This is a genomic window from Pseudoxanthomonas sp. 68-E7 (assembly GCF_057773145.1).
Genome location: NZ_JBYMTI010000010.1, coordinates 32,781 through 52,809 on the forward strand (window position 1 = coordinate 32,781; position 20,029 = coordinate 52,809).

The window sequence follows — 20,029 nt, forward strand, 5'->3', positions numbered from 1 at the left end:
TTGCCGGCGATGCGGCCGCGCGGTCAGCGCCCGCGATAGGGCTCGCAACCGATGCCGTCGTTGTCGCGATCCAGGTGCGCGCCGTAGCCGGGATCGCCGCGTCGCACCGGCGCGGCACCGTGGGCGCGCGCCTCCGCGCAGTTGCGAAACGGGCGGTTGTTCGATGCGGGGGCCGCGTCCAGGCGCAGTGATTCGGACGCGGGCGTCGAACGGGCGCGAGGCGGCGCCGTGCCACCGCGGTGGCAGTGATACTCGCCGGTCGACCGTTGCGTATGGCATCCATGCCGGTCAAGACCGCCGCTATGGGCCCAGGCGGCGTTCCCCAACGCGCACCCGGCCAGCACCACCCACATCCGCCTCACGCCCGTTCTCCCCCATCCCCACGCCTGGAAACTCGCAGGCTTCGTGCCATCACGGGAACTTCCGACTTTTCAAGCACATGCCGCCGGGACACGCGACGGGTGGAGGCGCGCCGGGCGTCGTGCCACGTCAGTAGTTGACCCCTGGGGCCCATGGACGGGAATCGTGCCAACTGCGACGATGCGCCCCGGGGCGCGTGCACGGGGCATGCGGGAATTGCCAGGGATTCGGGAACCGGGGATGCGCAAGCGCAAATGGGGTTGGCTGTGGATGTGCCTGGCGCCGGTGGCGGCGTGGGCGCAGGGAAGCGATGCCGGAAGCACCGTGGATCTGGCGCCGTATCTGCGGCCGGACCAGTTCGAACGCATCAAGATCTCGCCCACCGGCGACTACTACGCGGTCACCGTGCCGCTCGAGGACCGCACCGTGCTGGCGATCATCCGGCGATCGGATCGCGCGATCACCGCCAAGGTCGGCGGCGACCGGGATTCGGTGGTGGACGATTTCTGGTGGGCGAACAACGAGCGGGTGGTCGTGTCGATGGCCGAACGGCTGGGCTCGCGCGATGAACCGTCCGTGCTGGGTCAACTGCATGCGGTGAATGCCGATGGCAGCCAGGCGCGCCTGCTGGCCAGTCCGTTCGGCACCGGCGAGATCGGAAGCCGCACCGAGGCGCCGGGTCCACCGCGCGCGGTTTTCCTCGCCGACACGCTGCCGGATGACGAACGCAACGTACTGGTCGCGGCGATGCCGTTGACGACCGATCCCAATATCTCGATCGATCGGCTCGATATCTACACGCGACGCCGGATTACCGAGGCCGTACCGCCCGTGCGGCGCGCGGACTTCACCACCGACAGGGCTGGCGTGGTCCGTTTCGCGCACGGTGCCGATGTCGATAACGCCAGCCGGCTCTACTATCGTGGCGACAACCGCGCCGATTGGCGCCTGATCAACGACGAGAACGAAACCCGGCATCGCGAGTTTCCACTTGGATTCTCCGCCGATGGCCTCACCGCCTATCTGCAGGTGGAACAGAAGAATGGACCGGACGCGATCGTCGCCTGGAATCCGGCGGACGGAAAGCGCACCGAACTGTTGCGGGACCCCGTCGTGGATCCCTTCCGGACACTCTACGATGTCGACGGGCGGACGCCGATTGGCGTGTCCTACGTGCATGATGGCGTACGCAACGCCTTCTTCGACGAGAAAGGGAAGACCGCGCGGTTCTACCGCGCGCTGGAACGCGCGTTCCCGGGGCATGGCGTATACATGACCTCGATCACCACGGACGGGCGACTGGCACTGCTGTTCGTGTGGAGCGACCGCAATCACGGCGACTATTTCCTGTTCGACACTGTCGAGAAGAAGGCGGATCGGGTGTTCTCCACCCGCGAATGGTTCGATCCGGCCGTCGTCCTGCCCACCCGCGTGGTGCAGATGGAGGCGCGGGACGGCCTGCCGCTGTACGGTTACCTCACCCTGCCGCGCGACGCGGGATCACAGGCGCCGATGGTGCTGCTCCCGCATGGCGGTCCGTTCGGCATCTTCGACGAATGGGGATTCGACGGCGAAGCGCAGATGCTCGCCGAAGCCGGTTACGCCGTATTGCGCGTGAACTATCGCGGTTCCGGCAACTATGGGCGCGCGCACGTGCAGGCGGGCGCGCGCGAGTGGGGCGGACGGATGCAGGACGATCTCACCGACGCCACGCGCTGGGCCATCGATCAGCGCATCGCCGACCCGTCGCGCATCTGCATCTATGGGGCCAGCTACGGCGGCTACGCGGCACTGATGGGCGCGGCCCGGGAGCCGGAACTGTATCGTTGCGCCGCCGGCTATGTCGGCGTCTACGACCTGCGGCTGATGCACAGGCGCCAGTCCAATCGCAGCCGCTCGGGCAAGACCTGGGCCGGCGAATGGATGGGACCGCCCGATGGCCTGGCGGAGCGTTCGCCGACCACCCTGGCTTCGCGCATCAAGGCGCCTGTGTTCCTGGCTGCCGGCGGACGCGACGAGCGCGCGCCGCTCGCGCACTCCGAGCGCATGGAGAAGGCGCTGAAACAGGCCGGGGTGCCGGTGGAAACGCTGTACTACAAGACCGAAGGCCACGGGTTCTACACCGAGGAACACCGGCGTGAGTACTACACGCGCCTGTTGGCGTTCCTGTCACGCCATCTGGGCGGCAAGACTGCCCGCTGAATCAGGCGCGCCGGTCGCGGCGTACCCAGCCGGACACCCGCAGCAGCCAGAGGCCGATCAGGACGATGACCGCCTTCTGGCTCGCGCCGCGCGGCAGCTCGCGTGCGAGTACGTGCACCCACAGGGCCAGGAAACAGATCGCCGCCAACCCGAAGGCGGCGGCGAAGCGGTGCCGGAATCCCGGATCGGCACGCCAGCGCCAGGCCTGCAGCAGCATCGCCACGGTGACGCAGAGGAACGCGGTCTGCGCGGCCAATCCGTGCACGAGTCCCTGCAGCGTCAGTGCACGTCCCGGAAAAGGCGTCTCCGCCAGCGCGGTGACGATCAAGGCAGTGCCCGCGATGACGAACAGCAACAGCGGCGCGGCGCTGCGCGCGTGGGCCGCGCCACTGCGATAGGCGGACATGCCCAGTCCGACCAGGCCCAGCGACAGCAGTCCGTACGCGCCCTGCAACAACGGACCATACGGGCCCACCAGATAGAAACTCAGCGGCGTGCGCATCCAGTCCAGATCCGGGCGCAGGAATTGCAGTGCCAGCGCGATCAACAGGAACGCGGTGCAAGCCAGTTGCACGCCCGCGGCGAGCGCGCGCGTCCAGGCCGGCGCCGCGATGCCTGATGCGGGAGCGAGAGGTGGGGTGGGATCCGGGGAAACGTGGAATGACATGGATGCGATGGTAGCGATCCACGCGGACGAGAGTGTCGACTCATGCAAGAATGCGATGCCGCCACGAGGCGAACGCTTCGATCCACAAGGAACCCGCACCGGCATGACGCGCAGAACCTGGCTGGGCCTGGTGATCGGCCTGACCGCGGCGGCTCTCGCCGCCACCTTCTTCTTCGACCCGTTTGCGCCCAGGGTAGGTCCCGTGGTCGGCCCGGCCCCGACGCCGTTGGGTTGGGCCGCGCAACTGGAATGGCTGGCCGGCGACGGCATCGGCGGTGATCGCGATGGCCTGCCGCAGGCCGCGCGCTTCGCCGACCCCTATGGCGTCGCGGTGGCCGGCGACGGCACCGTGTACGTGGCCGATGGCGGCGACAACAACCGCATTCGCCGTATCGGCCGCGACGGGCAGGTGGCCACCCTGGCCGGTTCGGTGGAAGGATTCCGCGATGGGGCCGGAACCGCGGCGGCGTTCCATACGCCGTCCGGCCTCGCGCTGGACCGCGCTGGCAATCTCTACGTCGCCGATACCGGCAATCACGCCATCCGCCGGATCACCCCTCAGGGCATCGTCAGCACGCTGGCCGGCACGGGCGTGGCCGGGTATCGCGATGGTCCGGCCGCGCAGGCGCAGTTCAACGGGCCGATCGGCGTGGCCGTGGATTCGCAGGGCCGGGTCCATGTCGCCGATACCTACAACGATCGCATCCGCGTGATCACGCCGGAAGGCAACGTCAGCACGCTGGCCGGTGGCGATTATCCGGGTTTCGTCGACGGAACAGGCGTCGCGGCGCGCTTCGACACGCCCACCGCGCTGGCGGTCGATCGCCAGGACGTGTTGTGGGTGGCCGACCTGCGCAACAACGCGATCCGCCACGTCAACGCCGATGGCGTCGTCGGTACCGCCAGGACCTGGTGGCCGGATGGCGCCACCGGAATCGGTCGTCCGCTGGCGTTGGCGATCACCCGGGATGGCGTGCTCTACGTTTCGGAAATGAGCGGTGGCCGGATTCTCCAGATTGCCGCCGACGGTCACATCCGCGTGATCACCGGGCACGCCCGCCAGGAACGCCTGTCGCGTCCGGCCGGCCTTGCGCTGGATGGTCGCCAGTCACTGATCGCCACCGACGCCACCGGCTACCGCGTGCATCGCATCGCCCCGCGCACCGCGACGCCACCTCCGTTGATCGCCGGCCCCGCGCCCCACGCGCCATTGCCGCAGACGCAGGGGCGGTGGCCGTTGGCGCCGCAGCAAGGCTGGCACGAGGTGGTGGGTACGCTGGGCGAAGTGCGGGGCAATTTCCGGAATGAAAACCGCGACCACCTGCACAGCGGCCTGGACATACGCGGCGACATCGGCCAGCCGGTACTCGCAATCGCGGATGGCAAGGTCGCCAGCCCCCACGCGGCATGGGGCTTCGGCGGGCAGGGCGAGGGCATGGGACTGGATACGCTGGCCTACATCCACATGCGGGTCGGCCGCACCGCGCGCGGCGAGGTGACGGATCCGCGGTTCCAGTTGCTGCGCGACGAGGCCGGCGAGCCCGAGCGCATCCGGGTCCGGCGCGGCACCCGGTTCGCCGCGGGCGACGTGCTGGGCACGATCAATCCCATGGCACACGTGCACCTGAGCGTGGGCGGTAGCGGCTACGAGCGCAATGCGATCGCGCTGGGCTTCACCGGCTACGCGGATTCGCAGCCGCCCCGCATCGACGGCATCCACCTGCTCGACACGCTGGATCAGCCATTGGCGGAGAAGGAACGCGGCCACGTGGTGGTGCCGCGCGAATTGTCCGGCGTGCGGATCGTGGTCGAGGCCTGGGATCAGGTCGACCGCAATCTTCCGCGTCGCCGGCTTGGCCTGTATGCGCTGGGCTATCAGATCCTGGATGCCGCCGGCCGACCCCTGCCCGGCCATGAAGCGCCACGCATGAACATCGAGTTCAACCGCATGCCGCCGGATCCCCACGCGGTCATGGTGGCCTACGCGGCCGACAGCGGGATCACCGTGCACGGCAGCGCGGTCACCCGCTTCCAGTACGTGGTGACCAACCGGGTCCGCGATGGCGTGGTCGAAACCGGATCCTGGCAGCCCTCGGAGTTGCCGGCCGGCGAGTATCTGATCCGGATCACCGCGCTGGACTACAGCGGCAACGCCGCGAACGCGCGCCGCGACCTGAAGATCGTGCTGCGCTAGTTCCCCGTCCTGCGCATAGAATGGCGGCCATGCCCAAGACTCCCCGTTCCAACATCGTCGCGCTCCCGGTGTCCACCGCCAGCGCGCACCGGCTCGGCTACATCGGCCGGGTGCCGACCAGCAAGGCCCGCGACGCCGATTCCTGGTTCACGCCGCCGGAATATCTGGATTCGGTGCGCGCGGTGATGGGGGGCATCGATCTGGATCCCTTCACCTCGGAAACCGCCAACGAGATCGTCGGCGCCAAGCGCATCCTGACGGTGGAGCGATCGGCCTTCGACGAGGATTGGAAGGCGGGCCCGCGCGGACGGGTGTTCATGAATCCGCCGTACTCGGCGGGCCTGTGCGCGCGTGCGGTCAACCGCTTCATCGACCAATGGGAAGCCCGCCAGTTCGGCGAGGGCGTGGTGCTGGTCAACAATGCCACCGATACCCGCTGGTTCAACGTGCTGGTGGCGCGCTGCACCCGCATCTGCTTCACCCATCACCGCATCAGCTTCTGGAACGCCGATCGCAAGCACATCTCGGGCAATACGCGCGGGCAGGCGTTCTTCTACTTCGGCAGGAACGCGGACAAGTTCGCCCGCATCTTCGGCAAGCACGGCTTCGTGGTGACGCCGGTCGGCGAAGCCGGACCGGCATGACGGGCGCGCGCCCGCGGAACAGGCGTGCATGATGGCGGCAGGACCCCTCAGTGGTGCGCGGCGACCGTGTCCGCGTCGCGCTTGTCCGATGCGTCGCCGGTGACTTCCAGCAGACGCAGGGGCGCGCCGTCGTGGCGGTACTCCAGCGCCGACTGCACATCGTTGATCGCCCGTACCTGCAAGCACAGGCCATCCGCGCGCGCCTCGATGGCCTTGGTACGCACTTCCAGCATCTGCTCCAGTTCCCGGTCCATCTTGTCCGCGCGCGCCTCCAGCTGTTCGGCGCGACCGGTGAACACGCTCCACAGGGCACTGCGTCCGATCATCGAGGCCATCGACTCGGCGGCATCCTCGATCTTCGCCTCGAAATTCTCGTCGAAGACTTCCTGATCCCAGCGCCCGCGGCCCAGGGTCTTGTCCACGTGCGCGATGGCGTCGATGCGGAAGTCATCGACCTTGCGCGCCTTGCGCTTGCTGCCGGTCATCGCTTCAACCACGCCGGACAGCGCATCGAAGGTCACGTTGACCGAGTCGCGTGCCAGCCCGGCCACTTCCGGCATCAGCGCATAGGCCTGGTACTCGAGCTGGCGCAGGCGCTGCGCGTCAGCATCGCTGACCGTACGCACCTTGCGATCCACGCTCAGTTCGCCATCGTGGAAGAACACTTCGCGGGGCGAACCTTCGTCGCGGTACAGCCACACGCCACCGGTATCGACCAGCACGTTGTAGGGCGTGCTGAAACCACACTGACGTGAATCGACCTTCGGCCGCACCGGCTCGTCGGCCTGGGCCGCCAGCGGAAGCAGGGCAAGGAGGGACAGGGCGAGCGGCAGCGGACGCATGGAGGCAACCGGGAACAGGGTGGGCCAGAGCATCCGTGATGTCGCCCGGCAGGGCCCGTGGGAAAAGTCATGGTGACCCTCGTCGCGGCGGATGGCGGTCGCGCTATGCTGGCGCGATGACGCCCTACATCGCCCTGTTGCGTGCCGTGAATGTCGGCGGCACCGGAAAGCTGCCGATGGCCGATCTGCGCGCGATGTGCGGGGACGCGGGCTTCCAGCGCGCGCGCACCTATATCGCCAGCGGCAACGCCGTGTTCGACAGCGACTGCACGCCGGCGCAGGTCAAGGCCGCGCTGGAGAAGCGCCTGGCCGCCTATGCCGGCAAGCCGGTCGGCGTGATCGTGCGGCAGCGCGATGAACTGGCGCGGGTGCTGGCGGCGCAGCCATTCACCGGCGCCGCGCCCAACCGCGTGGTGGTGATCTTCCTCGACGATCCGCCGCCGGCCAATACCCTCGATACGCTCCGCCACCAGCGCGATGAACGACTCGTGCTGGGCGAACGCGAAATCTATGTCCATTACGGCGACGGCATGGCCGATTCGCGACTGGTCATTCCCGCCGCGCGCCTGGGGACCGGCAGAAATCTCAACACCATCGCCAAGCTGATCGAGATGGCGGCGGCCTAGTCCACCGCCTTCCCGGAGCATCCGTCACCAGCTGACCCGCAAGCCGAGGTTGCCTTCCACCGTCTCGCGGTCGCGTCCGGCATCGCCGGTATCGGCCGTGTAGTCGGCGGTCAGGTACAGGCTGAGGCGCTGGTTGAACTTCGCCACCACGCCACCGCCGACTTCGATGGCGTTGTAGCCCTTCCAGGTCACCAGTTCGTCGCGGTCCATGCGGACCACGTCGCGTCCACCGAAGCCATGCCAGTAGTTGAGTTTCAGATAGGGCTGCCATAGGCCGGCCGCGGTCGGGAAGTCGGCGGCCAGGCGCAGGCCCACCCTTCCGGTGAAGGCGCTGTCGATGTCGAAGGCCACGCGCGCGAAGCCGTCGTCCTGAGCGTCGAGATCGCTGCGTTGCCAGATGATCTGGGCCTGCGGTTCCAGCGACCAGCGTGAACCTTCGCGCCAGTGGACCGGCCGGCCGACTTCCAGCGACGCGGTCAGGCCACGGCCGTCAAGGTCGACGCCCAATCCGCGGCTGGAGCGCGCGCGCCCGTCGTAGCGGCTCGCCATCAGTACCGCATCCAGATAACCGCCGCGCACGCCGATGCGCGACCAATACAGGCCCAGATGGTCCTCGTCGAGGCGATTCTTGCCGACGGTCAGGTTGTACCAGCCCAGCGCGAAGCCGCGGATGTCGCCATCGGCACGGGTGCGGCCCAGGAACAGGCCGGCGTGATGGCGCGCGTTGCCCGATGCGTTCTCCCAGGCATGCAGGTCCACGCCGGCCTGGACGCCGGTGATGCTGCCGTCGAAGGTCGGCGCGACCGTGCCACGCCAATCCTGCCGGGTATTTTGCCCGACCACCCGGCCCCACGCCGCGCGGAAACCGCCATCGCGATCCAGCAGGGCCTGTTCGCCCTGGCGTTCGTGGAAGGTGCCCAGGCTGGCCAGCGACATCTGCTGCAGGATCGGCGTGACCACCGCGTACACCGCCGATTCGACCCGGTAGAGCGGAATCACTTCGTCGGTCGAAGGACGTGCGCCGGGCGTGGGCGGCTCGCGGTCAGGCGTCGGCAATGGCGCCGGATTGTCCGGAACCGGCGGTTCGGGCGGTGGCGGAGACGGCGGCGGGACCGCCGGTGGTTCTTCCGGTGGCGGCGGCGGTTGCTCGCCGGGATTTTCCGGATCGGGATCGGGTACATCCGGATCGCCGGGCAACTGCGGCGGGGGAGGAGGGGGTGGTGGCGGCAGTTCCGGCGGAGGTGGCGCGGGCGGCTCCGGGGGCGGGGGCCGCGGCGTAGGTGGCGTGGGCGTGGTCGGATCCGGTGCCGGCGCAGGTGCCGGTGGCTCGGGAACGTTCACCAGTGTCGAGCGCAGATACCAGTTTTCGGCCGTGCCCTCGCTGACGCCGCCCTTGAACAGGAAGTATTCGAACGCGCCCGCGGCCACCGGCCCGAACAGGGCGAATGCGTCGGCGGTGGAACTGCCGCCGTTGAGCGCCTGCACCACCAGGATGCCGTCCAGCGTCGTCGCCGCGCCGCCGCCACCAAAATTGAGGATGCCCAGCCCGGTGCTGCCACTGGCGTGTCCGCCGGAGAGGATCAGGCGATCGGAGGCCGAACTGTCGTCGCCCAGCACCGTTTGCAGATACACGGCGGCGTTGTTGCCGATGTAGTTGCCCGTGATGGTGAAGGTGTCGTTGGCGCCGCCGGTATTGCCATTGGTCAGGTCGATGCGACCGGCATTGACGAAGGTGACCGGTTGCGCGCCATCGAAGCCGCGCACGCCGGTGTTCCAGCCGCCGCCGGCGTACAGCGTGCTGGTCGCATCCACGTTCAAGGTCCCGGTTCCGCTGCCGGAATCGCCCAGCACCAGATCGGTGTCGAAGCTCAGCTCGGTGTCGTTGCCGACGTCGATGCGCTCCCACTGCTGGAACCGGGAAAGGCCGCCGGTGGTGATGTTGGACAGCGACAGCGCATCGCCGCCCAGCCCGCCGTCGATGAGCGGCGTCGCGCCCAGGTGCGACTGGTTGAGGCTGGCCAACGACGCGGTGTCGTCGCCTTCGCCCAGATCCACGGTGCCATGGATGACCCCGCCACCGTTCCATTCGAACACATCGTTGCCGAAGCTCACGCGGACCTCGCCGCGCACCGTGCCGCCGGTGACGGTGATGCGGTCATCGCCGCCGCTGACGCTGATGTTGCCGCCGATGTAGCCGTCGGAAAGGAGGATGGTGTCGCGGCCGAAACCGGTCACCAGGTTGCCGTCGATGGTGCCGCCGGACATGTCGAAGGTGTTGTCGTCCAGCTTCATGTTGACCCGGCCGATGCGGCCACCGGTCATCTCCGCGTAGTCGCCGTCTTCAAACGCGCCGACGATGCGGCCGCCGGTCATGCGGAAGGTATCGAGGTTGTCTCCCTGCAGCAGCGCGCCAATCTGGCCGCCACTCATGATGAAATCATCCACGCCGCGCCCCTGCTGGACCGTGCCTTCCACCGTGCCGCCGGTGACGAGCATGCGATCGGCGCCGTCGCCCTGGTCGACGGCGCCGGTGACGGTGCCGGCGTGCAATTCGAACACGTCGCTGCCGCTGCCGAACGCCACGGCAGTGGCCGCGCCGCGGATGTCGCCGCGATTGACGAGCGTGTTGCCGGCACTGCCGGTGAATGCCACGCCGATGCCGGCCTGCGACACGATGCTGCCTTCGTTGGTCAGCGTACCCGCGCCGCTGCTCTGCACGCCGGCCGCGCCCGCACCTTGGACCAGGATGTTGCCGGTATTGGACAGCACATGCCCGCTGCCGCCATTGACGCGAAATCCGGCCGCGCCTGCGCCGCTGGTGGCGATGTCGCCGGCGTTGATCAGCCAGTTGTTGCTGCCGCCATTGGAGAACAGGCCATTGGCGTTGGCGCCCCGGGTGACGATGCTGCCGCCGACGGCGTTTTCCATCGCGTTGTCGCTGCCGTTGGCCTGCATGCCGTCGGCATTGTCGCCCGTCGTATCCACGGTGCCGTGGTTGATCAAGGTATTGCCGTTGCCCTCGGCGAACATCGCATCCCAGGTGTTGCCGGCGGCCAGGGTGATGCCGCCGCCGTTGTCGGCGCGGCTCTGATCGCGCAGGTGGATGCCGGGCGAAGCCTCCGGTTGCAGGGCGGCGCCGTTTTCAATCGTCACGCTGACGCCGGTGCTGCCCGCCTGCGCGATGATGCCGCTGGTGAAGGGGTTGGGCGCATCCGGTGTACAGACCACGCTCTGCCCGCTGGCGGGCGTGGCGGGATTGCAGTCGGCCAGCGCGAGTGCGGGGAGCACCAGGCCGAGGCTGCCGATGATGCCGGCCGATGGCCTGCGCAGAGAGCCGACGATGGAGAAGGCGAGGCGATGCGGGCAGGTGGGGCGCACGGGACTTCCTCCCTGGAACGAAGAGCGGCGTCCGGCGCGCGCGTGGAGGCGGAGCGGACAACGACACGACAGGTCCTGCACCAGCAAGGACGCTCCCATGCCTGCATGGTCAAGCGTCGAGCGTGAGTCTTATTACGACTTCATCCGTACATCAAGTACGAAACGAGGTTCCGGGATGCGCAAACATCGAAAGCGTGATGGCGCGCACCCGGTGTTTTCAATCCACCGGCTTGAGCAGATCACGCACATCCACCGACAGCGCATTGGCCAGGCGTTCCAGGCCATCGATGGAAATGTTGGTCACGCAACGTTCCAGCTGTGACACATAGGTGCGGTGGAATTCCGCCAGCTCGGCCAGCTCCTCCTGGCTCAGATCGCGCGCTTTCCGCAGTTTTTTCAGGTTGGCGGAAATGCGCTGTCGTGCGGTCGCGGTACGCGTGGCGGAGGATGCTTTCGGCATGCGCCCAGCCTCACCGGCTACCGTTTGACAATCTACAGAGCATTCATCTACCGTGTTTGAATCTCGTATCCGCCAACCGGAAAGATCGCGGGACGCGGCAGGAGACCGCATCGACCCGAACGCACAAGGAGGTTGCCCATGCATCCGTATTCAAGAAGTGAAATTCCTCACCACGAGAGCGAGGCCAAGGCGCCGGAAACGGGCGTGGATTCCCGGGACACGCCGCTGGCGCAACTGCTGCATCTGCTGCAGGGAGCACACGAACCGGTGCTCGCGGATGTCGGCATCACCCGGTTCGCCCCGGCCCGCCTCGACGCGTTGCATGGCAGCGCCTCCCGCGAAGCCGAAGCCTGCCTGGATCGGGCACAGCTGATGATTCGCCTGATGGAAGGCGCGCTGGAAGGTGAGCATCCACCGGAACCGACGCTGCTGCTGGGCGTGGCCCAGCAGGTCGGCCGCACCCTGGCCGACCATCGCCGTTGGCGCGATCTGGCGGACAACGCGGCCTACTACCGGGATCATCCCGGCGTGAAGGCACGGATCAGCGCGCAGCTGTAGGCCGCACGGGCGCGCTGCTCAGGTCAGGCCGACCCGCCGCCGTTCCACGTCCATGTCGTGCACCGGCCGCACCTCGATGCAGCCGAACCGCGACCACGGAAACTCGTGGGCGATGCGCACGGCCTCGTCCAGGCTGTCGGCTTCGATCAGGTTGAAACCGGCCAGCACTTCCTTGGTTTCCGCGAACGGACCATCGGTGATCGCCGACTGGCCGTTGCGGACCCGCAGCGAACGCGCGGTCCGCGCCGGTTCCAACTGCTGGCAGGCAATCAGGGTGCCCGCCTGCTTCAGCTCGTCGGCGTGGTTCAGGCAGCCACGCATCAGGCGGTCATATTCGGTCGCGGGCAGGGTTTCCAGCAGGGTGTCATCGGTATAGACCAGCAACAGGTATTGCATGCCTTGCTCCAGGAGGGACGGGGGACGCCCGCCGGAGCGCGCATGATGCCGCATCCCGGCCGGGCAGGCATCTTCCCCCGGCCCGGTCGCAGGCGCCGAGATCGCTTCCACCAGAATGGCCTCTCCGGCCCGGCGAAAAAAATTTCGCGGGGGGCTGTCGATCCCGGCCCTTCACGTCCGTCGTACCCAGTAAGCAGCGATGCTCCGCCCGCCGGAGACTGCCCGCCACCCCATCCGAGGAGTACGACATGAAAGTGATTGTGTTCGTGAAAGCCGATGCCGACACCGAAGCCGGCGTGATGCCCACCCAGCAGCAACTGGATGACATGACCCGCTATAACGAGGAACTGGTCAACGCCGGGGTCATGCTGGCCGGCGAGGGCCTGCGCCCGACCTCGCACGCCGCGCGCGTGCGCTTCGACGACAAGCAGCGCACGGTCATCGACGGCCCGTTCGCCGAGACCAAGGAGCTGATCGCCGGCTTCTGGATCTGGCAGGTGCGTTCGCTGGATGAAGCCATCGAATGGCTCAAGCGCGCGCCCTTCGACGGTGGCGCCGAGGTCGAGATCCGCCCGTTCTTCGAACTGGACGATTTCGGTCCCGCACTGACGCCGGAACTGCGCGAACGGGAAGAACGCCTGGCCGCGCGCCTCGGCAACCCGTAACGCCCTCCCTTCCCGACACCCACCCCGCGAAAAGGAATTTTTCCATGCGTCTCAAGCACTATCTCAGCTTCAACGGCGATTGCCGCCAGGCCCTGACCTGGTACGCCGAACTGCTCGGCGGCCAGGTGGTCGCGATGCAGAGCTTCGGTGATACCCCTGGTTGCGAAGACCTTCCGGACGAACTCAAGACGCGGATCCTGCACGGGCGCGTGGATGTCGGCGCGTTCAGCCTGATGGGCACCGATGCCACGCCCGATCACCCCTACCAGGGCGTCATCGGCGCCCATGTCGTGATCGATCTGGACGATCTGGAGCAGGCCGAGTCGCTGTACTCGGCATTGTCCGAAGGTGCGCAGGGCGTCGAGATGCCGTTGCAGCAGATCTTCTGGGCACGGCGCTACGGAATTCTGGCCGATCGCCATGGCGTGCGCTGGATGATCAACTGCATCTGAGCCGGCTTCGCCCGACGCTGTCCCATCACCCCTTCGACGACAAGGAACATTCCGATGCCCACGCAAATCTTCGTCAATATCGCCGTCTCCGATATGGCCCGCTCAAAAGCCTTCTATGAAGGCCTCGGCTATCACTTCAACCCGCAGTTCACCAACGAGCAGGGCGCCTGCCTGGTGATCAGCGACACCATCTACGTGATGCTGCTGACCCGGGAGTTCTTCCAGGGCTTCACCGACAAGGCGTTGAGCGATCCGGGCACCCATGCCCAGGCCATCCTGTGCCTGTCCGCGGACGATCGCGCCGGGGTGGACAAGCTGGCCGATGCGGCGATCGCCGCCGGTGGCCGCCAGCCGCGCGAGCCGCAGGACCACGGGTTCATGTACCAGCGCAGCTTCGAGGATCCGGACGGCCACCTGTGGGAAGTCGTGTACATGGACATGGCTGCGATGCAGGAGCAGGAGCAGGCCCAGGAGCAGGCGTCGTGAAACTCGTCGTCACCGCCTTCCTGAGCCTGGACGGCGTGGTGCAGGCGCCCGGCGGTCCGGACGAGGATCGCAGCGGCGGCTTCCGCCACGGCGGTTGGGCCGCTCCGTACTTCGACGACGCCATGCTCGGGCTGATCAACGGCAGCATGGACGAACTCGATGCGCTGCTGTTGGGACGGCGGACCTACGAGATGTTCGCGGCCCACTGGCCCCACCTCGGCGACGAGGATCCGATCGCGGCGCGGTTCAATCGGATTCCCAAGTATGTCGCCACCCGCACCCTCGATACCTTGGCCTGGGCAGGCAGCCAGCGGCTCGGGCCCGACGTGCTGGCCGACATCCGCCGGCTGAAGCGCCAGCACGGCCAGGAACTGCAGGTGCACGGCAGCGGCACTCTGGTGCAGACGTTGCTGCGGGAAAACCTGATCGACGAACTGCAGCTGTGGTGGTTCCCGGTGATGCTGGCGGAAGGCAAGCGCCTGTTCGCCGATGGCACCGTCCCGGCGGCGCTGAAACTGCAGACGTCGCGTGCCTTCGATACCGGCGTGGTGCGGCAGTGCTACCGCATCGAAGGCGGCCTGGACTATGGCTACTTCGGGCTGGACGAACCCTCGGCCGAGGAACTGGAACGCCAGCGCCGGATCGCGGCGGGCCTGGACTGACGACGACACCTGGAGAACGCCATGTCGCGCCTGCGTTTCCGCATTTCGATATCGCTGGACGGCTTTGTCGCCGGACCGGAACAGAGCGTCCGGCATCCCCTGGGCATCGGCGGCGAGCGCCTGCACCATTGGGCCACCGCGCTGGCGGCCTGGCGCGGCGCGCACGGCATGGAAGGCGGTGAGATCAACGCCAGCACGGCGGTGATGGAGGAGTCGCTCGTCAACATCGGCGCCACGGTGATGGGGCGGAATATGTTCGGCGGGCATCCGGGGGGATGGAGCACGAGCGAACCCTGGAATGGCTGGTGGGGCGATGAGCCGCCCTTCCACCACCCGGTATTCGTGCTGACGCGGCACCCGAGATCGCCGCTGGTTCTCGGAGACACCCGCTTTCATTTCGTCACCGAGGGCATCCATGTCGCGCTCGAACAGGCGCGCGCGGCTGCGGGCGGACGCGATGTCGCCCTGGCAGGCGGCGCGCACGCGGCGCGGCAGTATCTGGCCGCCGGACTGGTGGACGAGATGGAGCTTCATCTGGTGCCGATCCTGCTGGGCGGCGGTGAGCGCCTGTTTGACCAACTGGGTGATGACCTGCACGGCCTGTCGCTGGTGCGCACGGTGGCGACACCCGCCGTGGTGCACCTGAAGTTCGAGCGCCTGCATGGCGCGCGCGGTCCACTGCGCTGACCCCGTGAGCCGCCCGCGATGAAGTATCTCTGCCTTGGCTATTTCGACCCGGACCGGATGGATGCATGCCCGAGTGAACAGGTCGAGCAGGCCATGCGGCAATGCCAGCCGCACCTGGAGGAACTGTATGGCAGCGGCCAGGTCATCCTGGACGCCGGTGTCGGCCGCCAGAGCCACAGCCTGCGCCGGGTCGGCGAGACCGTGCAGGTCGTCAGCGGACCCTTTGCCCCCGGGCCGGCCCGGATCGGCAGCGCGTTCCTGATCGAGGCGGACGACATCGAACACGCCATCAGGATCGCGATGCTGCATCCGACCACTCGGCTGGATGCGGGAGAGGCATGGGGCTGGGGCATCGAAATCCGCCCCCTGCATTACTTCGAACTGGATGGATAGGCGCCGGTGACCGAGCGGCTTCCGGACGGCCGCGCCCATGGATGGCGAATCGCCCGCGGACCTGGACGGGAGGGGTACGTCGATGAGGTCTCCGCCATTCAGCTTGCGCGTCCCGCCGGCCGGTGTTCAGATCGCCGGTCATGGCTGCCCACGACCTGCATCGCACCCTCGACACGCTCTGGCGGATGGAATCCCCGCGCCTGATCGCCCGGCTCACCCGCATGCTGGGCGACGTCGGGCTGGCCGAGGAAATGGCCCAGGACGTACTGGTGTCCGCGCTCGAACGCTGGCCGGCATCGGGCGTGCCGGACAACCCCGCCGCCTGGCTGATGACCGCCGCCAAGCATCGCGCCATCGACCGCCTGCGCCAGCACCAGCTGCATGCGCGCAAGCACGACGAACTGGCCTACGAACTGGATGGACAGGACGTGGCCAGGCCTGACGACAGCGACCGGCTGGAAGACGACATCGGCGACGATCTGCTGCGCCTGGTGTTCATCGCCTGCCATCCGGTGCTCTCCACCGAGGCCAGGGCGGCATTGACCCTGCGGCTGCTGGGCGGGCTGTCGACCGACGAGATCGCGCGCGCGTTCCTGCAGTCGGAACCGACCATCGCCCAGCGCATCGTGCGCGCCAAGCGCACCTTGGCGCAGAAGCAGGTCCCGTTCGAGGTGCCGCGCCGGAGCGAGCTGGCCGAGCGCCTGGAGTCGGTGCTGGAAATCCTCTACCTGATTTTCAACGAGGGCTACTCCGCCACCGCCGGCGATGACTGGATGCGTCCCACGCTGTGCGAGGAAGCCTTGCGGTTGGGACGCGTGCTGGCGGGGCTGGTGCCGGACGAGCCCGAGGTGCATGGCCTGTTGGCCCTGATGGAATTGCAGGCGTCGCGGGCGCGTGCCCGCACCGCGGCCGATGGAACCCCGATCCTGCTGCTGGAGCAGGACCGCGCACGCTGGGATCGCCTGCAGATCCAGCGCGGGCTGCAGGCGCTGGAACGCTCGACCCGGCTGGGCGGCGCGCGGCTACCCTATACCCTCCAGGCCGCCATCGCCGCCTGCCATGCGCGCGCATTGCGTGCCGAGCAGACCGACTGGACGCGCATCGCCGCCTTGTACGCACAACTGGCGGCCGTGATGCCCTCACCGGTGGTCGAGCTCAATCGCGCCGTCGCCCTCAGTCGCGCCGAGGGCGCGGCCGCGGCGCTGCCCCTGGTCGACGCGCTGGTCGAGGAGCCCCTGCTGCGCGAGTATCCGCAACTGCCCGCGGTACGCGGCGACCTGCTGGAGCAGTTGGGCCGCAGACACGAAGCACGCGAAGCCTTCGAGCGCGCCGCCGCACTGACCCGCAATGCCCGCGAGCGCGACCTGATGCTGGCGCGTGCGGCCGCGTGCGTGGATTCGTAGAAACAAAAAACCTCTCCCGCGAACGGGAGAGGTTTGAAGCACCGCACGGAGTTGGCGGCTTAGAAGCGCTGCTGATACTTCATGTAGATGAAACGGCCGATATCGAAATCACCGTAGTAGGGGAAGTCGCTGCTGCGTGCGTCGGAGTTGGAGAACAACAGCGGGCCCCGATGATTGAAGGCATTGTCGGCGCCCAGCGAAACCGTCGCATCCCACGGGAGGCTCACGCGTGCCTGGATATCGTGGAACGTATTGGCACCGACCCGGCGCGCCGCGCTGGGTTCGCCATCGGCGTAACGCCCCGGATCCGTACACGGCCGATTGGGAACGCACCTTTCCCGCATGCCCGAGTAGTAGCGCGTGGTCCACGAGATGCCGAACTCGTTCTTCTGCCAGTCGACGCCCAGATTGGAACGCAACCGGAAGATGCCGGGAATGCCGACACTGCCGCTCATGATGTCGTTGCCGTGGCGGTCCTGAATCTGCTCGTCATACTTGCTGACGTAGGAGGACTGCCAGTCGATGCTGAACTGTCCTGCGGCGAACTCGGGCAACCGGTACTTGAGGCCCAGGTCATAGCCTTCGGTCTTCATGCGGCCCAGATTGATCAGCCCGTACGTCATGCCGGTGATATGGCCATCGTTCGCGTCGCGCTGAACGGTGGCGCAGCGCGATGCGTTTCCGAGGACATAGCAATCCCGCAGGATGCGATCCACGCTGTCGGAAATGATCATGTCCTTGAGCGAGTAGTTGTACCAGTCGAGCGAGATATCCAGTCCTTGGACCCAACGCGGACTCCAGACCACGCCGACGGTCTTGCTGCGCGAGGTTTCCGGGCGCAGCTGTGCGTTCGGCATCCGGATGAACTGATCCGGCGTCTGACAGGGATAGCTGGTGCAGGGCGTAAGGCCTTGGCCCAACTGGACATAGCCCAGCGGAACGCCGGCCGAATTACACGCCGAATTGCCGTTCACACTGTTGGTGGCATTGACGCCGCAGGGATCAGTGTATTGCTCGAAGCTGGTCGCGAATCCGCCATACAGATTGCTGATGCTCGGAGCACGGAAGCCTTCGGCGTACGTGCCGCGAACCAGCAGCTCATCCAGCGGGCGCCAGGTAAAACCATACTTGGCGTTGGTGGTGTCGCCAAAGTTGCTGTAGTCGGAATAGCGTCCCGCCGCGTTGAAGGTCAGCTCCTTCGCTCCGGGCAGGTCGGCAAGAATCGGCACATTCAACTCGAGGTAGACCTCGTCCAACTTGTAGGAACCCTGCGTGGTGGAGCCGCCCAGGCCGGTGCTCTCTCCCGACTGGGAGAACGCGTCGGGTGTGAACCGTCCTTCTTCCTTACGGTGTTCGACACCGATCGCCAGACCCACTTCGCCGGCAGGCAGATCGAACAGGCCACCGGACAGGTTGGCCGTGTAGCTGGTGGTACGGGTCAGGCCGGTGTCGGTGTAGTAGGGAAACAGGAAGCGCTGGAGAGCCGCATCGGCCAACGAACCCTGTCCGTCCACGCCATAGGGAAGCAGCGGATTCCAGGGACGACAGGCCGTCAGCGGGATGGGGTTAGCGGCAGTGCCACATTGAGCGACCCCGTCGGCGTTGATGAAGGACGCGCCGAGTGCCTGGCGGGTGGCGATTAGGCTGGCGTCGCCGTGTCCTGTCTTGGTGAGCGTATTGCGGTTCCACAATGCCCCCACATCCCAGTTCCATTGGCGACCACCGATCTCGAAATTGCCCTCGAGGGTTCCGGCGAAGCGGTAGGTCTCCAATTCGCTCTTGGTCGTGCGAGGAACTTCCCAGAGGCGACGGCGGAAGGTGACATCCTGGCCCGGTGTCGGATTGAAAGCGCTGTCACGGCTGAGAGGCGTTCCAAAGGCGGCAGACTGGTACGGATATCCGGCGATCTGCTGATCGGTCGTCCGATGGTTGTACAGCGCATCCACGTTGAAGGTGACGCGGTCGTTGATGTCGTAGTACGCGCTGGCGAACACGGAGCGACGCTCGATGCCCGTTTGCAGATACATCTGCTGGTTGGCGTTCGCATTGTCCGCAGCGGTGTGCAACCGGTAGTCGGCGCGATTGCTCGGATCACCACCGTCCTTGAGCGTCCACCACTTTACGGACGCCGGGGGCACAGCGGGCGAGCAGGGGTCACAGAACGCGCCGTTCTGGCTGATGGCGCTCCAGCCGTCACCCTTGTAGTTCGGACCCGCGTTGCCCCATTTGCTGAACCAGCGATCGCCCGCCGAGACCGGCTTCTGCTGGTGGTATTCCACCGAGAGGGTAGCGCCGCTGCGCTCGCCCTGGGTGCCCAGGGTGAAGGAATACTGATCGGTGCGGCCGTCTCCGGCGCTTTCCTGACCCCAGTAGCCGTTTACTTCCAGACCTTCGGTCTGCTTGCGGGTGATCACGTTGACGACGCCGGCGATGGCGTCGGAGCCATAGATCGCCGAGGCGCCATCCTTGAGGACGTCGATGCGCTCGATGGCCGCCATGGGAATCTGGCTGAGATCCTGATAGCCGCTGGTGGTCGCGCCGAGGCGCTTGCCGTTGATAAGGATCAGCGTGCGCGTGGCGCCGAGATGCCGGATATCGATGTAGCTGCCGCCCACGGCTTCGCCTGAGGAAAGCGCATTGGCTCGAGAGATGGCGGGAGAACCTGCAGAAGTCAGGTTCTGAAGAACATCGGCGACGGAAGTGAAGCCCTTCTTCTCGATATCTTCGCGGCTCAGCGTCAGAACCGGTTGGCCCGTTTCCATCTGCGCGCCTCGGATGCGCGATCCCGTCACCTCCACCTTGTCCAGCGTGGAGACGTTGTCGGACGACTGGGCGAAGGCGGCGGGAGACAGCGCCAGCAGCACGGACGCCTGCAGGACGCCGAGCCGCAGGGCCGACGGGGACTTCTTGTATTTCATTCGAATGCTCTCCTGGGAACGCTGAAAAAGGCTGAA

Annotated in this window: 19 protein-coding genes; 12 read left to right on the forward strand and 7 right to left on the reverse strand. The window is 67.0% G+C overall.

Going from position 1 to position 20,029, the window contains the following annotated elements; genetic code table 11:
• Positions 1 to 23: 23 nt before the first annotated feature.
• Complete coding sequence (locus AC3DE2_RS19775; protein ID WP_295382890.1) at positions 24 to 353, reverse strand: excalibur calcium-binding domain-containing protein; 330 nt, start codon at positions 351 to 353, stop codon at positions 24 to 26.
• A gap of 277 nt (positions 354 to 630) precedes the next feature.
• On the opposite strand from AC3DE2_RS19775, the gene AC3DE2_RS19780 reads away from it, so the two are divergent.
• Complete coding sequence (locus AC3DE2_RS19780) at positions 631 to 2,562, forward strand: alpha/beta hydrolase family protein (protein WP_488427538.1); 1,932 nt, start codon at positions 631 to 633, stop codon at positions 2,560 to 2,562.
• A 1-nt stretch (position 2,563) separates the two neighbouring features.
• Here AC3DE2_RS19780 and AC3DE2_RS19785 read toward each other — a convergent pair whose 3' ends face one another.
• A complete protein-coding gene (locus tag AC3DE2_RS19785; protein ID WP_488427506.1) occupies positions 2,564 to 3,229 on the reverse strand; it encodes a DUF998 domain-containing protein in 666 nt (221 codons plus the stop codon).
• A 103-nt stretch (positions 3,230 to 3,332) separates the two neighbouring features.
• On the opposite strand from AC3DE2_RS19785, the gene AC3DE2_RS19790 reads away from it, so the two are divergent.
• Complete coding sequence (locus tag AC3DE2_RS19790) at positions 3,333 to 5,423, forward strand: gluconolaconase (RefSeq protein WP_488427507.1); 2,091 nt, start codon at positions 3,333 to 3,335, stop codon at positions 5,421 to 5,423.
• Between the two features lie 29 nt (positions 5,424 to 5,452).
• Positions 5,453 to 6,067: a DNA N-6-adenine-methyltransferase gene (locus AC3DE2_RS19795; protein ID WP_440470699.1), complete on the forward strand. Its 615-nt coding sequence runs from the start codon at positions 5,453 to 5,455 to the stop codon at positions 6,065 to 6,067.
• Positions 6,068 to 6,114: 47 nt separating this feature from the next.
• On the opposite strand, the gene AC3DE2_RS19800 is transcribed toward AC3DE2_RS19795, so the two are convergent.
• The gene (locus AC3DE2_RS19800; RefSeq protein ID WP_488427508.1) at positions 6,115 to 6,909 is read right to left on the reverse strand and encodes a DUF2884 family protein; all 795 of its coding nucleotides are present in this window, start codon (positions 6,907 to 6,909) and stop codon (positions 6,115 to 6,117) included.
• Between the two features lie 116 nt (positions 6,910 to 7,025).
• On the opposite strand from AC3DE2_RS19800, the gene AC3DE2_RS19805 reads away from it, so the two are divergent.
• Positions 7,026 to 7,535, forward strand: a complete 510-nt coding sequence (locus tag AC3DE2_RS19805; protein ID WP_488427509.1) for a DUF1697 domain-containing protein — start codon at positions 7,026 to 7,028, stop codon at positions 7,533 to 7,535.
• A 24-nt stretch (positions 7,536 to 7,559) separates the two neighbouring features.
• On the opposite strand, the gene AC3DE2_RS19810 is transcribed toward AC3DE2_RS19805, so the two are convergent.
• Positions 7,560 to 10,913 (reverse strand): autotransporter family protein, encoded by a 3,354-nt coding sequence (locus AC3DE2_RS19810; protein WP_488427511.1) that lies wholly within the window; start codon positions 10,911 to 10,913, stop codon positions 7,560 to 7,562.
• A gap of 217 nt (positions 10,914 to 11,130) precedes the next feature.
• Complete coding sequence (locus AC3DE2_RS19815) at positions 11,131 to 11,373, reverse strand: helix-turn-helix domain-containing protein (protein WP_295382846.1); 243 nt, start codon at positions 11,371 to 11,373, stop codon at positions 11,131 to 11,133.
• A gap of 138 nt (positions 11,374 to 11,511) precedes the next feature.
• Between AC3DE2_RS19815 and AC3DE2_RS19820 the strand changes: the two genes are divergently transcribed.
• Positions 11,512 to 11,931 carry a hypothetical protein gene (locus tag AC3DE2_RS19820; RefSeq protein ID WP_295382845.1) on the forward strand — a complete coding sequence of 140 codons (420 nt, stop codon included), beginning with the start codon at positions 11,512 to 11,514 and terminating at the stop codon, positions 11,929 to 11,931.
• 18 nt (positions 11,932 to 11,949) lie between these two features.
• On the opposite strand, the gene AC3DE2_RS19825 is transcribed toward AC3DE2_RS19820, so the two are convergent.
• A complete protein-coding gene (locus AC3DE2_RS19825) occupies positions 11,950 to 12,327 on the reverse strand; it encodes a YciI family protein (RefSeq protein WP_295382844.1) in 378 nt (125 codons plus the stop codon).
• Between the two features lie 248 nt (positions 12,328 to 12,575).
• Here AC3DE2_RS19825 and AC3DE2_RS19830 point away from each other — a divergent pair, with 248 nt between their 5' ends.
• The 7 genes from AC3DE2_RS19830 to AC3DE2_RS19860 all read left to right on the forward strand — a co-directional run bounded on the left by AC3DE2_RS19830 (position 12,576) and on the right by AC3DE2_RS19860 (position 17,075).
• Entirely contained in the window at positions 12,576 to 12,992 is a 417-nt protein-coding gene (locus AC3DE2_RS19830) for a YciI family protein (RefSeq protein ID WP_488427512.1), read from the forward strand.
• A 44-nt stretch (positions 12,993 to 13,036) separates the two neighbouring features.
• Positions 13,037 to 13,444, forward strand: a complete 408-nt coding sequence (locus tag AC3DE2_RS19835) for a VOC family protein (RefSeq protein ID WP_488427513.1) — start codon at positions 13,037 to 13,039, stop codon at positions 13,442 to 13,444.
• Between the two features lie 54 nt (positions 13,445 to 13,498).
• Positions 13,499 to 13,930 carry a VOC family protein gene (locus AC3DE2_RS19840; protein ID WP_488427514.1) on the forward strand — a complete coding sequence of 144 codons (432 nt, stop codon included), beginning with the start codon at positions 13,499 to 13,501 and terminating at the stop codon, positions 13,928 to 13,930.
• On the forward strand, positions 13,927 to 14,592 hold the full coding sequence (locus AC3DE2_RS19845) for a dihydrofolate reductase family protein (protein ID WP_488427515.1): 666 nt from the start codon (positions 13,927 to 13,929) through the stop codon (positions 14,590 to 14,592). The genes AC3DE2_RS19840 and AC3DE2_RS19845 overlap by 4 nt, the downstream gene beginning before the upstream one ends.
• 21 nt (positions 14,593 to 14,613) lie before the next feature.
• A complete protein-coding gene (locus AC3DE2_RS19850; protein WP_295382839.1) occupies positions 14,614 to 15,279 on the forward strand; it encodes a dihydrofolate reductase family protein in 666 nt (221 codons plus the stop codon).
• An 18-nt stretch (positions 15,280 to 15,297) separates the two neighbouring features.
• Positions 15,298 to 15,672 (forward strand): YciI family protein, encoded by a 375-nt coding sequence (locus tag AC3DE2_RS19855; protein ID WP_295382838.1) that lies wholly within the window; start codon positions 15,298 to 15,300, stop codon positions 15,670 to 15,672.
• A 140-nt stretch (positions 15,673 to 15,812) separates the two neighbouring features.
• Entirely contained in the window at positions 15,813 to 17,075 is a 1,263-nt protein-coding gene (locus AC3DE2_RS19860; protein WP_488427516.1) for an RNA polymerase sigma factor, read from the forward strand.
• 59 nt (positions 17,076 to 17,134) lie between these two features.
• Here the strand turns inward: AC3DE2_RS19860 and AC3DE2_RS19865 are convergent, their stop codons facing one another.
• On the reverse strand, positions 17,135 to 19,993 hold the full coding sequence (locus AC3DE2_RS19865) for a TonB-dependent receptor plug domain-containing protein (protein WP_488427518.1): 2,859 nt from the start codon (positions 19,991 to 19,993) through the stop codon (positions 17,135 to 17,137).
• Positions 19,994 to 20,029 lie beyond the last annotated feature (36 nt).